Here is a 13,849-nt window from a genome sequence, read left to right as displayed (position 1 = left end):
TGAGACTTCTACTGATCTTCACCTGATTCTTTTTCCCTTGTCGTGGCGGAGCTTTGCGATGGACTGGACCTCGGGCCGTGGTGATAACTGATTTCGGCGCTGATCCCCTGCCTCTCGATTCCCGGGGTTTCATATTGCGGGGTGAAATTCACTGTCAACCAGAAATTCGTTGCAGCTGGCTACGCTTGGCTCTTGGGTGTTCTCAATCACGCATCGGTGGACGTAAAGCGACAAATACCCTTCCTCGGAAGGCGAGCGCATGAGTGGCAAAATGGCCATTCCGTGCCGCGGTAGCAATTGGCTTGTTCTCTCGCTAGCCCGACGGCGGCCGCCGCAGTTGCGATCTCACCGCGAAGGTTGCGCCCTCCCTCGTGGTGCGGCCGCGACGCGATCGCGTTGACCGTTGGCCTTGGTGTATCTGCAGCGGAACCTGAGCCCACCGCCGGCGAGCTTCCGCACATCCGGGCAGCCCACACCATGCGACGCTGGATCCAAGGCCCGTTTGCCGATCGGCAAGGTGGCCAGTCCGTTCTCTCCGAGCATTCCCTTCATTGCGCCCATTGGCGACCGCTCGGCGACCTTTTGTCAGCGGAAGGAGGTGCACAAAGATGAGCGAAGATGGTCGCGGGGCCTGGGAATCAGCCGCGTGGACTACGGCCGGAAGGTCTGTGGAGGCGCGTGGAAGCGCTGTAGAGGTCCCATACTCCGTCGATTCCAGATTCGAATCGTGATGGGCCCCCACGCGACCTCGCACGACTTGTTGCAGATCTCATTGCCCCCGCCCCCCACGCACCCTGCAGCGTCGGTACCATCTGATCCGCACACAGGGATCGACCATGCCCAACACCGATACACCGGTGGAAGACTTCGCCACCGAAATCGAAGACAGCCGGCACCTGTTCGCCTGGTGCCTGGTCCACTATGGCCAGGTGCCCGAGGCGCAGGCGCTCGAACAGGCACGGAAGCGCTATCCCGACCAGAGCCCCGGCCGCGAATACGAACACGCGCTGATCTTCCACGACGAGCCCTGGCACTGGGCGATGCTGCACGTGAAGGGCGAAGGGTATTGGCAGCAGCACCCGGAACTGGCGCATCCGTCGCTGGACTACGAAGCCGAATCGGACGCACTGTGCCTGGCCCGCGGTGAGCAGGTGCCGCTGCTGGATGAGGACGAGTACCTTGGCGCGCTTGCGCATGCACGCCACATGCGTGCATGGACGCTGGTCCATCAGGCGGGTCGTTCGCCGGATGAAGCGCGCCAGGAGGCGCTTGGCCACTACGCGTATCATCCGCGCCATCATCGCGGGCGATTTCAGGTTCACGATCCGCGTGACGGCTGGTGCCATGTGATGAGCGCGTTGCATGGCAACGACTACTGGGCGCGACCCGAGCTGCGGGAACCGCCACAGGCCTATTGGAGCGAGTCCCGCGCCTTTGTTTTGGCGCAGGGAATCCGCTTGCCGCCCCCTCCGGGCTGAGGCCTGCGCAGCCGGCGAAGGTGCAGCTTCATCGATCACCGCACTCTGTGCCGAATGACACATGGCCTGCCATTTCTGCTGGCGGGAAGATGGCGGCATCCTGAAGTGGAGTGATCTGATGCCTGGTACGCTCAGTCGTCGCACCTTCCTGGCCAACGCCGCTGCCGTTCCGGCGGCCACGCTCATGCCCACCGGCGTTGCTGCGGTGACGCAGCCAACCGTCACCACTGCGAGCCTGATCGACGCGGAACGCGGCGTGATCCGCTCGGCCATGGACGGCAGCGGCATCGGTGCCGTTGCCGTCTGCCTGGTCGAAGGCGGGCAGGTGCGCTGGACTGAAGGCTTCGGTCACGTATCAGGCCAGGGCAGCGTGCCCGTAGACGCCAGCACGATGTTCAGCATCCAGTCCACCTCGAACAACTTCGCGGCGGTGGCGGTGCTGTTGGCCGTGCAGGACGGCATCCTTGATCTGGACGCGCCCATTACCCGCTATCTGCCGTCGTTCACGGTGCGCAGCCGCTTCGAGCATGCTCCACAGGGGCGCATCAGCCTGCGCCTGCTGCTTGCCAATCGCGCGGGATTCACGCACGAGGCGCCACTGGGCAACAACTACGAACCGGCGTCGCCGGGCTTTGATGCGCACGTCCGCAGCATCTCGCAGACATGGCTGCGCTTTCCGGTGGGTACGCGCTATCGCTACTCCAACCTGGGCTTCGACCTTGCCGGTCATGTCCTTGAGCAGGTTGCGGGCATCAGCTATCCGGCCTGGCTGCAGCGCCGGATCTTCGAGCCGCTGGGAATGCACGACAGTACGGCCGATGCGTCGGTCTACCTGGCAAGCAAGGTGCGGGCACTGGGAACCCAGGAAGGCCATACGCAGGTACCGCCGGTGACGCCGCTGGTGGTGTCGGGAGGCGTGTGGACCAGTGCCGCCGACATGGCGAAGTATCTTGGCTTCCTGCTCGGTGGCGGCCGATCCGGTGCGCAGCAACTGCTCGAGCCTCACCTTTGGGACGAGATGCATGGTTTCGGCTTGGGCGGTGACTACGGGCTCGGTGTCATGCGCAGCGAACGCCTCTACGGCAGTACACCGGTGAGGCTGCTGCACCACCGCGGCGGGGGCTTCGGATTCGGGTGCGTGTTCACCTACTGCAGGCAGGCAAACGCTGGATTTGCCGCGATGTTCAATCGCGCGACGTCTGCGGGGTACGGCATCGGCGAGCGTCTGCTCGATCAGCTGTTGTCGGCACGTTTCGGGCCCCGTCAGCCGCGCGTGCCCCTGTCTTCCCTGGCGCCGATCAGGTTGAACCAGGACCAGGTACAGCGGATGGCGGGAAGCTGGATCGGGCGCAGCGGCAAGGCGAAGATCGGGGTTGCCGGAAACGGCGAACTGCAACTGCATCGAGGGGCGCACGCCGAGGGTACCCGCTTTGCGGCCATCGACGGCGATCAACTGTTCACTGTGGACACCGATGGAGAGGTTGCGACGTACCGCTACCATGCGGCGACGGACATGCTGCCGGCGCACCTGGAATGCAGCAACGGCGAGGACGGGCTGGACCATAACGATCCCATCGATGGGACCACCGGGCCGCACGCGCCCCATTGGCAACCCTGGCTGGGACGCTATCGCGTTGACCAATGGGGCAAACCATCGATGTTCGTTGTGCTGGAGCAACGACACGGCTGGCTGTACATCGATGGCATCCGCCTGGTTGCTGAGGTGGAGCCAGGATTGTTGTTCACCAGCGATGGCGAGGCGCTGGATTTCCGCAGCTCCCAGCCGACATGGCGCAACCTGCGCCTGCAGCGCGTCGCGCCCGTGGACCAGGGGTGATGGCGGCATGCCGCGTGCTCATCCGCGCCGCTCACGCCCATCGATGCTGTAGCGTCCCGCCCCGGTGCAGGCCAGCAGCAGGAAGCCGCCGGCGAGGCCCAGGTTCTTCAGGAACATGATCTGCTGGGTCTGGTCGGCGAAGTTGTGGTGGAAGATGAAAGCGGTGACCAGGCTGAAGCCTGCGAGCACGACCGCCACCAGCCGGGTCTGGAAGCCGAGCAGGATGCACAGGCCGCTGCCGATTTCGAACGCGATGGTCGGCCAGAGCAGGATGCCGGGTACTCCCATCGCCTCCATGTAGCCCTGGGTACCGCTGAGATCGCCGAGCTTGCCCAGCCCGGAGACCAGGAACAGGGCCATCAGCAGGATGCGTGCAAGCAGGTAGGCGAGCGAATGCGATGAAGTGCTCACGTCGAGGTCCTCGGAGATGGCCGACGCAGGCGATCGGAGCCCACCGGCGGTGAAGCCCGTGTCTACGCGCCGGGCCAGGCGCCTTGACAGCTGCCGCGCTGCAGTAGACCTTTCCCGCATGACGATCGATATTGAATCGCTCAGCCTTCGCGAGCTGGGTGCCCTGGTGGTTGCCGCTGAACAGCGGAAACAGCTGATTTCCAGCCGCCGTCCGGCCAGTGCGGTGCGGCGGATGCTGAAGGCCGCCGCCGCCGAAGCCGGCTACACCCTTGAAGAACTCTTTGGCGGCCAAGCCTCGGAAACACCTGCGCCCGCCCGAAAAGCCGTCCGCCGTAAATCCGGCAAAGTCGCGCCCAAGTATCGCGACCCGGAATACAAGCGCCTGACCTGGACCGGTCGCGGGCGCATGCCGCGTTGGTTGGCGTCCAAGGTGTCGATGGGCCACAAGGTCACCGATTTCCTGATTCCTGGCTTGGCCAGGCCGACCGCTGGCAAGACCAGCACCATCGGCAAGCGGACCGTCATCAAGAAGGGATGAGGCTGCAGCACTGCTACCCTGCCCGGGTCTTTCAACCAAGGAACACGGGATGGCACACGAGAGTGGCATGACGATCACGCCGAAAGTCCTGCACGCCGCCGCAGGCGCGGCCGTGCTGGTCAGCCTGCTGGCCTGGGCGGTGGAATGGAGCGGGATGGCCTATGTCTGCCCGTACTGCCGCGTGCAGCGCACGGTCATCGGCGTGCTCGGCCTGCTGACGCTGTTCGCGCGCCCGGGGAGCCTCATCGTGCCCTGGTTGTCGTACACAGCGGGTGGCTTCGCCTTCGTGGTCGCAGCGATGCAGCACTTCAACGGTTGGAAACGCATTTCCGCAGGCGACTTCAGTTTCAATGAGCAGTGGTACATCGACCCTTGGCTGTTGTCGGGCTGCGCAATGCTGATCCTGGTGGCGCAGCTGATGCTGGTGCAGGCCGCCTGCCGGCGCAGCTTGCGCTGAGTGTTTCCACGCATGGCGTGGAACTACCCGTTCTGGAATACCGCCAGCTGCGCGGCGAAGGCGCGCTGGTAGGCGGGCCGCTGCGTCGCGCGGGCCACATAGGCGGCCACCGTCGGATACTCGTCGAGCAGCCCGCTGCTCTTCAGGCGCAGCAGCACCGAGACCATCATCAGGTCGCCCACGCTGAAATCGCCGTCCAGCCACGGCGCCTTGGCCAGCCATGTCGACAGTTGCGCCAGTCGCGCCCGAACCCGCTCATCCAGCATCGGCAGCCGCTGTGCGTACCACGGCTGCTCGCGCTCCAGCACCCAGGCCATGGAGCGCTCAACGATGGGGGGTTCCACCGTGTTCAGCGCAGCGAACACCCACATGATCGCGCGCATGCGGGCGTCCGGATCGCGCGGCAGCAGGCCGGGGTGCTGTTCGGCCAGGTGCAGGACGATGGCGCCGGATTCGAACAGGGTCCGGTCGCCCTCCTGCCAGGTGGGAATCTGCCCGAACGGATTCCGTGCCAGGTGCGCGGGCTGCTTCATTTCGGTGAAGGTGAGCAGTTGTACGTCATAGGCTACGGCCAGTTCCTCCAGTGCCCAGCGCACGCGCATGTCACGGGCCAGGCCCTGGCCGCGGTCGGGGGAGGTGGCGAAGGCGGTGAGGATGGGAGGCATGGGAGCGGTCCGCGGTCAAGGAGGGCTTTGATGATCTGACGAGCGAGTGCGCCGTAAATCGACATGCGGGCGGTGCCCTGCACGTTGCCTGCACGTGTTCTGCACGCACGCACTGTCCTGGATACATCAGTCTGCCGGGGTCATCCGCAGAGACAGGTAACAGGCATGAATACCCCCGGAAAACCGAAGCCCAGTTGGCGCCAGAGAAACGTGCTGATGGGAGCACTCGTTGCGGTCTTGGTGATCGTGCTGATCATCCTCTTTGTTCCTTGGTGACCCTGCCCAGGATCGCTCGATGTGATCCACGCGCCACCGCCGCGTGAAAAAGTCAGTGCGGGTTGGGTGAAGTGATGTACGTATCAATCGTTGCTCACCTGCGAACCACACGAGCGTGTCCAGAGTGGATCCACAGGCAGCGCAGTCGAGGCTGCTTTTCTCCCCCGAAACGACGATACAGGAGCAACGCCATGAGCACCCAGTCCACCATCGAACATCGTCTCAACGACCTGATCGAGATCGCCCGTGACGGCAAGTCGTTCTATGAAGAGGCCGCGACCAAGGTGAAGGATGCCGAGCTGTCGGCCCTGTTCACCCGCATTGCCGGTGTCAAGGGTCGCATCGTGGCCGCATTGAGTGGCTCGGTGGCCGCCAGCGGCGGCAAGCCGGCTGAGCACGGCACCGTGGTCGGCTCGATGCAGCAGTTCTACGGCAAGGTGCGTGCAGCCTTCGGTGATACCAACTACGGCTATGTTGCCGAGCTGGAAGAATCGGAGGACCGCCTGCTGGCCGCGTTCAAGGACGTGCTGCAGGACAACGAGCTGCCGCCGGCGGTACGCCAGGAAGTCACCCAGCTGTTGCCGGAAGTGCAGGAGTGCCACAACGTGATGCGCGCGCGCAAGCATGCGATGAAGGCGGCCTGACGATCAGCGGCGTCCCACTCCCCAGGGGCGCCGCGGCCGGGGCGGCACCGCTGCCCCGGCCACCCTGAATCGGTCGCTGCTACACTCTTGCCGGTTCCGCACTGCCAACAATGAGCACCATGAACAACGGGAACGGTCCGCAGACAGTTCGCTGAGCCGCAACAACGACGCAGACGTTGTTGCGGTGAACATCCCTGCGATACATGCGAAGTGGATGGATCACCGCCGGACTCACTCTGGGCGGAGACTCCCCATGTTCAATCGACAGGCCCCGCGTTGGGCCCATACTCTGCCATCGGCCATTGCGCTGATGGCGCCGTTCGACCTCCTGGCCTCGCTGGCCATGGATATCTATCTGCCTGTAGTGCCCTTGATGCCCGGCGCGTTGGGAACATCGCCTGCGCGGGTGCAATTGACGCTGAGCATCTACCTGCTGGTGCTCGGCGTCGGCCAACTGTTGTTCGGCCCGTTGTCGGACCGGATCGGGCGCCGCCCCGTGCTGTTGCTGGGGGCGCTGCTGTTCACCGTTGCCTCGTTCGCGCTGGCGCTGTCCAGCAATAGCGGGTTCTTCCTGGCCTGGCGCACAGTGCAGGCGATTGGCGCGTCGGCAGCGCTGGTAGCGACATTTGCCACGGTCCGCGACGTATACGCGGATACACCGCAGGGGGCGTCCTTGTATGGACTGTTCGCTTCGATGCTGGCCTTCGTACCGGCGCTGGGGCCGATGCTGGGTGCACTGGTGGCTGCGGCAGCAGGCTGGCGTGCGATCTTCGTGCTGCTGGGTGTGCTTGGCCTGGTCGCCGTCCTGCGCGCGCAACGCCTGTGGCAGGAAACCCGACCCGCAGGGCGCAGAGACGCTGGACCGGCACTGCAGAGAATTCTTCGCAGTGGTGCCTTCTGGGTCTACACGCTGGGATTCAGTGCCGCGATGGGCGCGTTCTTCGTGTTCTTCTCGATCGCACCGCGCGTGCTGGTCGAGCGCATGCAGTACTCCCAGATCACCTTCAGCCTGGCGTTCGCGACGGTGGCACTGATGATGATCCTCACGTCGCGCATGGCGAAGACGTTCATCGCGCGCTGGGCGGTGCCTGGCACATTCGTGCGTGGCCTGTGCGTGATGGTGGGGGGTGTGTTGTTGATGGCGCTCGCTGCGGAGTTGCCACTGTCATTCGCCAGCGTCGTGCTGCCCATGTGGGGCATCGCGGCGGGGCTGGTGATGGTGGTTTCGGTGGCTGCCAACGGCGCGTTGAGTGAGTTTGCCGATGCGTCGGGTATGGCGGTGGCGCTCTACTACGCGATGCAGAGCCTGATCGTGGCCTGCTTCGGAACACTGGCTACGGTGCTGCTGCCGGGCGATACGGTATGGCCGCTGGTGGCGTATGGGCTGTTGCTGCCAGTGGCCAGCCTGGTCGCCGCGGCGATGTTGCGCGGCCGCCGCTAGCCTCGGCCAGTGGAAAAAAGGGGCGGCCATGAGGCCGCCCCAATCTTTCATGAGAACACGTGACGGGAACTAGAACCGCACCGACCAGCGCACATTCGCACTGTGGTCGCGGCTTTCACTGCCGTACTGGCCGCTGTAGCCCAGTTCCAGCTGCTGGCGCTCGGTCAGCCAGGCCGACAGGCCCAGTTCGGCCACCACCGCGTTGTCGGCGATCGGCGCGCCGTTGACCGCAAACGTCGTGCTTCCGTTGGCGAAGGCCAGGTTGGCGACCTGGCTGCGATCACCGGAAGCGCGGCGATAGCCGACGCCACCGCGCAGGTGCAGCCAGCTCTCCTGCTGGAACGAAGCCTTCAGTCCCTTGTCGAAGCGCAGGCCGGCAATGGCGATCGTGGTTCCGGTATCGTCCACCTTGCCCTGCAGTGCCGCTGCTCCGCCGCGTTCGTTGACGCGCTTGAGGTCCACTTCGACACGTGCGACCTGCAGGTAGGGCTCCAGCCCGGCTTCCGGGCCACCGAAGCGGTAGCCGGCTTCGATGAAGGCTTGGCGGGTGCGGGCGTCGTAGCGTGCGCTCAGGCTGTCGCTGAAGCCTGCGAAGGCGACATCACGCGTGCTCTTCACCTCGTGCTTGCTCCACGCCACACCACCGCGCAGGCCGAAACCGCCCCAGTTGTGGCTGGCGTAGGCACCGAAGTGCGTGTTGTCGATCTTCGACTTGGCGCGACGGTCCTGCTGCTTCACGTCGGTTCGGCCCGTACCGGCCAGCACGCCGACCTGCCAGCCGGAGAACTCGCGGTCGATGCCGACCAGCAGGCCGTTGCTGTTGGCTTCGGTGCGGGCAGTGTTGACGTCACCGTCCAGCTTGCTGTTGCCACCGATGGCCTGCACCCATGCACCCGTCGCGTCACCCACGTCGCTACCGGGTGCGGCGGCGCCGGCACGGCGTGACAACGCGGCATCGCGCACGTAGCGGCTGCCCTCGACCAAGGCGATGGCCGTGGCCGGATGCAGCTCGCCGCTGAGGCCATCGAGCACGCCTCCAACCTGCTGCGGGAACAGCTGGGTCAGTGGTTTGGGCAGGCCCTGGGCGATCGGCAGCAGGTCGGCGGCGGCCGCCACGGCACGCTGGTTGGGCGTGTGCGCGGCGGTGGTCAGTGAAGCGCCACGGGCGACGTCGATGCGCGTGCCGTTGGTGCCGTAGGCCAGGCTGAACTGCAGGAATGGGGAGAACGCGCTGAAGTCGGTCTTGGCGAACTGGCCGTTGATGCCTCCGTCGGCACGCAGGAAGTTGAACTGCTCGCCGAGGTAGTACACACCCGGCTCCGGCAGCGCGACCAGCGTGCCGCCAAGGGTGGCGGTGCCGGTCACGTGCAACTGGTCACTGCGGCCACCCGGGGCCAGCTCGGCGGCATAGACGCCGGTGGCGCCCTGCACGTAGTTGCCGTTGATGGTCAGCGTGCCGATCGAGTTGCCCGGCGCGATGAGGCCGTCCACGCGGGTATTGCCGAGCGTGCCGACGCCCTTCAGCAGGCCATTGGCGCCGACCGTGGTGGTGCCGCCGGTCTGCGTGCCGTTGAAGGACACCACGCCGCCGTTGATCACCAGGTTGCTGTTGTTCAGCACGCCGCTGGCGCTGACCGTGCTCACGCCACCGGTAGTGGTCAGTGCGGTGGAGACCAGGCTGCCGTTGAGCAGCAACTGGCCGCCCTGTACTTCGACCGCCGATGCAAGCGTGTTGGCGCCGTTCAATTCCAGCGTACCGTCCTGCAGTACCGCGCCGTTGAAGCTGTTGTTGCCGCTCAGGCGCAGCCAGCCGATACCGGATTTGGTCAGCTTGCCAGGGCCACCGATGTCGTTGGTCCAGTTGTCCCAGGCATCGCCTTCCCAGACTTTCAGGCCGCCGGCCTTCTGGTTCATCACCACGTTGGTGTCCACGCGCAGCGAGCCGTAGCCCTCGATGGCCTTCTTCAGGTCCACCATGCCCCAGCCGTAGATCGGATCGATGCCTGCTGCACCCAGGTCGCGTGCGGTGGTCAGCAGCACGTCGCGCACCTGCGCGTTGTCCAGATAGGGGAAGCGCTCCATCAGCAGGCCGAGCGCGCCGGTGATGTGCGGCGCCGCCATCGACGTGCCGGTCTTGGTGCCATAGACGTACTGAGTGTTCTCGCTGTCGATGATCAGCCGCACATAGGCGGAGGTGTTCTCGACGCGGCCCTGGATATCGCCGGACACGATGGTGCTGACGATGTCGGTGCCGGGTGCCGAGATGCACCAGTTGGCGGCAACGCCGCAGATGCTGGAACTGCCATCGATCACATAGTCGGTTTCGCCCGCAGCGGCGTTGGGCCGGCGGACGTTGGCCACGGCAAGCCAGTACGGTTCCAGTTCGGGCTTCCAGCGCGGCATGGCGGCCGTGATTCCGGCGACCGCGCCGCTGCCGTTGCCAGCCGACCACACCTGGATGAGGGTGGAGCCCGGGGTATCGCCATTGCTGGCGTAGATGCTGCCGTACACGCCGTAGTCGGCCCCGATGTTGGCGTACTGCTGGTCCAGCGCGGCGGCGGTCATGTTGCGCGTGGAGATGCCCCAGCTGTGGTTGATGGCACGCACGCCCTGCGCCTGGATCTGTGCATACATGTCCAGCGTGGCGGCGTCATCCGGATCGGTGCGGTACACCGCGCGCGGGCGATAGTACTTGTCCGGATCCAGGCGCCACTCATAGTAGGTGTCGCCGAACACGCGGGCGGCGGTGAGATCCGCACCAAAGGCCACGCCATGCATGCCGGTGCCATTGCGGTTGGCGCCGATGGTGCCAAGTACATGCGTTCCGTGGTCGGCGTAGCTGAAGCCATAGGGCTGGCCGGCCGCGATGAGGCGTGCCGCGAGTGCGGCCGGAACGCCGGCACCGAGGCCGTAGTAGTTGTAGCCGGGCTGTTCGCCGCGGGTCTGCCCGCAGGCACCGGTCCCCGCGACCACACCCGGCGTCGCGCAGTGGGCACCGATAGTGATGCTGGAGGTATTGCGTCCTGCAAACTCCGGATGCGCCAGCGCGGAGCCCGAATCGAAAAGCGCCAGGCGTACGCCCTTGCCGGTCAGGCCGCGTGCATAGGCGTAATCCGCGCCCATCGCAGCCAGGCCCCAATCGGCGTTGAATTCATCGCTGCGCCAGCTGGCGGGATCGCCCGGGTTGCCAAGAACGGCGGTGCTGCTGGCGGCAGGCGCAGCGGTTGTCGCTGCGGGTGCCGTGCTGGCAGCGGGCTGCGCCCACGCGGCCTGCAGCTGGCGCTGCTGCTGCCAGGCCTCGAGTGATTCGCTGGCTATGGCTGGCAGTGCGGTGGCCAGCAGCAGCGAGCTGGCGACGGCGAGCGCCAGCGGGCGGTGCGACAGGGAGCGGGACGAACGGCCGTACAGCGGGTGATTCATCGGACAACTTCCTTGGTTGACGGACATCAAGGCCGTTAACGCCAAGGCATGGCGATATCCCCCAGCAATGTGAAAGGAATTTTATGAACGCGTTAATCATTTGTGATCGGTGCATGACGTGGTTCCGCCGGGCCGGGCATCGCGATCCTTCTTTCCGAGGCCTTGGAGCCGTCCATGCGTAACGCGTTGCGTAAACCACAGTTGGCGATATTGGGTAGTGCCGATCCTGGCAGCGACGCGTTCGAGCGCGCAGCTGAAGCAGGGCGTTTCCTGGCCGTGCAGGGCATCACGCTGGTCAGCGGCTGTGGCAGTGCCGCTACGCGGGTAGCTGCCGAGCAGGCGGTAGCGGCCGGTGGCCAGGTGCTCAGCGTGATCCCGGAAAGCGGCATGCCGGCAGCCGATTGGCCCGCCACGGTGGTGGTGCCCTGTGGCATGGGCGATGCGCGCAACCTGATCATGGCCCTGGCCGGTGATGCCTGCATCGTGATCGGCGGGCGCGCCGGTACGATCTCGGAGGTTTGCCTGGCCTGGCTGCACAAGCGGCCGCTGCTGCCGCTTGTCGGGGCCGGTGGCTGGTCCGATGCGCTGCCGGACAACCCGCCGGACGAGCGCGGCAATTCGCCGATCCTGCCGTGGCGCAACATTGATGAGTTGGCCGGGCAGCTGCGTGTGCTGGGGTTGCTGCACCGCTGAGTCGAGCGGCATCGGCCTTCACCCAGCGTCCCGTGTGCAGCGCTAAGGTGGCCCGGCCTGGGATCACCAGGCTTATCAAGGAGCGATGTCGATGCGTACTTTAGGGAAAGTGATCGCCGGTGTTGTGTTCGCGTTGGCCTGCAGCGGCTCGGTGGCCGTGGCCGGACCGGTCCAGCCCTGCGATCTACCCTGCTGGAAGGCTTACCAGTCATGTGTGTCCGGTGGTGGTGATGCCATGGAATGCCAGTACGAATACGATCGATGTGTCATGGAGCGCTGCGGCGCGGTGTAAGACGGGCCCCGTCCGTGACGGGGCTCTTCTGTTCGTGCGCAAGGTCGGGCAGTCTCGACACATTCTTCCTGGTGGAGTGGAACATGGCCGTCAAGCGTGTCGTCGCCAACATCGCCACGCCCGATCCCTCACGTGCCGCTGCGTTCTATGGCGAGCTGCTCGGCATGCCGGTGGTGATGGACCATGGTTGGATCGTCACCCACGGCGCGCAGGGCAGTGCGCTGGCGCAGGTCAGCTTCGCCAGCGAAGGGGGTTCGGGCACGCCGGTGCCGGACCTGTCGATCGAAGTGGACAATCTGCAGGACGTGCTCCAGCGCATGCGCGCGGCCGGCATCGCGCTGGAATATGGCCCGGCCGACGAACCCTGGGGCGTGCGGCGCTTCTTCGTCCGCGATCCGTTCGGTCGGCTGTTGAACATCCTCGCCCACGCCTGAGCGGTGGATGGTGCCTCGCCACGCCTGACGGTGCGCGCGGGACGATGACCGTCTACCGGCGTGCTGGCCCTGCTCGCGGCATCCGGGCTGCTCCGGCAGCCCAGGCGCGCCTGGACGCGCCGCGGTCAGCCCTGCTGGCGTTGTGGACCGTCCCTCGTTGGCGTCGCTTCGGCCGCTTGCCGCTGCTGCCGTGCATTGGCGTGGCGAGCGTGCCCGCCTTCGCGGCCGATCGCTGCCATGTGCTGTCGGTTGCGGCTGATCGCCTCGCCGCCCTTGCGGCCGGCCACGCGTGCCTCGGCCGGGCTGAACTCGTGTGCATTGCCGGACGCATGCGCGGCGCGTCCTCCCTTCGCGGCGATCGCGCGCTGCTTGTCCTGGTCCATCGAGGCGAAGCCACGATGGGAAGTGCCGTGGTGCTGGTCGGCCATGGGAAGGCTCCCGTTGCATGGAAGGGAAGCTCATCCTTGCCGGTGCCCGGCTAACGGAGTGTCCGCACCGGTGCGGCTGCCTTCACGCCGCACCGTACTGCTTTTCACGGCGCAGGTACGCCGCTGCGCGCATCGCCCTGAGTGGCTAGGACGAACTGCACCCTTCACCCAGGCCGGCGTGATGGGCTCGACCGAAGAGGAGTACGTGCTCGGCAATACAGCCCCTTTGGCCGCGCAGTGCCGCACGATGGAGCTGCGCCTGGGCAACGGCGGCTGGACCTTCCCCAGCGAAATCGAAATGGCCGCAGAGCAGTAAGGCTTCAGCGCCGGCGGGCGTCCTGCAGGCGCTGCGCGAAGGGCCGCTGTGCGAGCGCTGCAAGGGCGTCGCGCAGTACCTGCTCCAGCGGCTGGCCCAGATCGGCATCGAGGCTGCGCGCCGCTACGGCAGTGGCCTGCCATTGCGCCTGCAGCGCAGGCATCGCGCGCTGTGCGCGGGGGCTCAACTGCAGGATGCGTTCACGACCATCGTCGCCGCTGGACGCGTGCAGCCAGCCATCGCGCACCATCGCCGCCACGGTCTGGCTGAGCGCCGAATGGCTGAGCCCGCAGGCCGATGCCAGGTCCTTGATCCGGCAGGGGCCCTGCGCCATCAGCGTGCGCAGCACCGGTGTGTAGCGGGGCCGGTAGTCCAGTTGCAGGTCCCGGTAGGCCTGCTCGACCGCCGGGTCCAGCTGGTCGAGCAGGGCGCGCAGCAACGTGCCGAGCGTGGCGTGTTGGAGATCCATGACCAGGATGATATATAAGCGCTTATATATCTTCAACGCGGAGGTGGTTG

At 65.9% G+C, this 13,849-nt stretch carries 15 protein-coding genes; 10 read left to right on the top strand and 5 right to left on the bottom strand.

The genetic code is table 11. From position 1 onward, the window contains the following. Nucleotides 1-836: 836 nt before the first annotated feature. Together ACUDTM_RS10225 and ACUDTM_RS10220 are read left to right on the top strand one after the other, a co-directional pair. Nucleotides 837-1,478 (top strand): hypothetical protein, encoded by a 642-nt coding sequence (locus ACUDTM_RS10225; RefSeq protein ID WP_088496110.1) that lies wholly within the window; start codon nucleotides 837-839, stop codon nucleotides 1,476-1,478. 61 nt (nucleotides 1,479-1,539) lie between these two features. Then, a complete protein-coding gene (locus ACUDTM_RS10220) occupies nucleotides 1,540-3,315 on the top strand; it encodes a serine hydrolase domain-containing protein (RefSeq protein ID WP_445391292.1) in 1,776 nt (591 codons plus the stop codon). 18 nt (nucleotides 3,316-3,333) lie between these two features. Here ACUDTM_RS10220 and ACUDTM_RS10215 read toward each other — a convergent pair whose 3' ends face one another. Continuing rightward, the gene (locus ACUDTM_RS10215; RefSeq protein ID WP_069139686.1) at nucleotides 3,334-3,726 is read right to left on the bottom strand and encodes a DoxX family protein; all 393 of its coding nucleotides are present in this window, start codon (nucleotides 3,724-3,726) and stop codon (nucleotides 3,334-3,336) included. A 118-nt stretch (nucleotides 3,727-3,844) separates the two neighbouring features. Between ACUDTM_RS10215 and ACUDTM_RS10210 the strand changes: the two genes are divergently transcribed. Then, nucleotides 3,845-4,264 carry an H-NS histone family protein gene (locus tag ACUDTM_RS10210; protein ID WP_069139687.1) on the top strand — a complete coding sequence of 140 codons (420 nt, stop codon included), beginning with the start codon at nucleotides 3,845-3,847 and terminating at the stop codon, nucleotides 4,262-4,264. A gap of 49 nt (nucleotides 4,265-4,313) precedes the next feature. After that, nucleotides 4,314-4,721 (top strand): hypothetical protein, encoded by a 408-nt coding sequence (locus ACUDTM_RS10205; RefSeq protein ID WP_111200393.1) that lies wholly within the window; start codon nucleotides 4,314-4,316, stop codon nucleotides 4,719-4,721. 23 nt (nucleotides 4,722-4,744) lie between these two features. Here ACUDTM_RS10205 and ACUDTM_RS10200 read toward each other — a convergent pair whose 3' ends face one another. After that, nucleotides 4,745-5,386, bottom strand: a complete 642-nt coding sequence (locus ACUDTM_RS10200; RefSeq protein ID WP_151354724.1) for a glutathione S-transferase family protein — start codon at nucleotides 5,384-5,386, stop codon at nucleotides 4,745-4,747. A gap of 467 nt (nucleotides 5,387-5,853) precedes the next feature. On the opposite strand from ACUDTM_RS10200, the gene ACUDTM_RS10195 reads away from it, so the two are divergent. Then, entirely contained in the window at nucleotides 5,854-6,306 is a 453-nt protein-coding gene (locus tag ACUDTM_RS10195; RefSeq protein ID WP_188240586.1) for a PA2169 family four-helix-bundle protein, read from the top strand. 253 nt (nucleotides 6,307-6,559) lie between these two features. Continuing rightward, entirely contained in the window at nucleotides 6,560-7,747 is a 1,188-nt protein-coding gene (cml, locus tag ACUDTM_RS10190; protein WP_188240587.1) for a CmlA/FloR family chloramphenicol efflux MFS transporter, read from the top strand. A 69-nt stretch (nucleotides 7,748-7,816) separates the two neighbouring features. Here cml and ACUDTM_RS10185 read toward each other — a convergent pair whose 3' ends face one another. Continuing rightward, nucleotides 7,817-11,167: an autotransporter domain-containing protein gene (locus ACUDTM_RS10185; protein ID WP_353080406.1), complete on the bottom strand. Its 3,351-nt coding sequence runs from the start codon at nucleotides 11,165-11,167 to the stop codon at nucleotides 7,817-7,819. 174 nt (nucleotides 11,168-11,341) lie between these two features. Here ACUDTM_RS10185 and ACUDTM_RS10180 point away from each other — a divergent pair, with 174 nt between their 5' ends. From ACUDTM_RS10180 to ACUDTM_RS10170, 3 genes are all read left to right on the top strand, one after another. Next, nucleotides 11,342-11,860: an SLOG cluster 4 domain-containing protein gene (locus tag ACUDTM_RS10180; protein WP_032954557.1), complete on the top strand. Its 519-nt coding sequence runs from the start codon at nucleotides 11,342-11,344 to the stop codon at nucleotides 11,858-11,860. Between the two features lie 91 nt (nucleotides 11,861-11,951). After that, nucleotides 11,952-12,152: a hypothetical protein gene (locus tag ACUDTM_RS10175; RefSeq protein WP_423172897.1), complete on the top strand. Its 201-nt coding sequence runs from the start codon at nucleotides 11,952-11,954 to the stop codon at nucleotides 12,150-12,152. 83 nt (nucleotides 12,153-12,235) lie between these two features. Continuing rightward, nucleotides 12,236-12,586 carry a VOC family protein gene (locus tag ACUDTM_RS10170; RefSeq protein WP_353080404.1) on the top strand — a complete coding sequence of 117 codons (351 nt, stop codon included), beginning with the start codon at nucleotides 12,236-12,238 and terminating at the stop codon, nucleotides 12,584-12,586. Nucleotides 12,587-12,711: 125 nt separating this feature from the next. Here ACUDTM_RS10170 and ACUDTM_RS10165 read toward each other — a convergent pair whose 3' ends face one another. Continuing rightward, complete coding sequence (locus ACUDTM_RS10165; RefSeq protein ID WP_188247798.1) at nucleotides 12,712-13,014, bottom strand: KGG domain-containing protein; 303 nt, start codon at nucleotides 13,012-13,014, stop codon at nucleotides 12,712-12,714. Between the two features lie 181 nt (nucleotides 13,015-13,195). Between ACUDTM_RS10165 and ACUDTM_RS10160 the strand changes: the two genes are divergently transcribed. Next, nucleotides 13,196-13,330: a hypothetical protein gene (locus ACUDTM_RS10160; protein WP_255299123.1), complete on the top strand. Its 135-nt coding sequence runs from the start codon at nucleotides 13,196-13,198 to the stop codon at nucleotides 13,328-13,330. A 4-nt stretch (nucleotides 13,331-13,334) separates the two neighbouring features. On the opposite strand, the gene ACUDTM_RS10155 is transcribed toward ACUDTM_RS10160, so the two are convergent. After that, entirely contained in the window at nucleotides 13,335-13,799 is a 465-nt protein-coding gene (locus ACUDTM_RS10155; protein WP_072167236.1) for a MarR family winged helix-turn-helix transcriptional regulator, read from the bottom strand. Nucleotides 13,800-13,849: the final 50 nt, after the last annotated feature.

It is taken from the genome of Stenotrophomonas maltophilia group sp. vghtpe118, from assembly GCF_052605195.1.
Note: the sequence above shows the minus strand (reverse complement) of the source record. Positions and strands in the feature narration are given on the sequence as shown.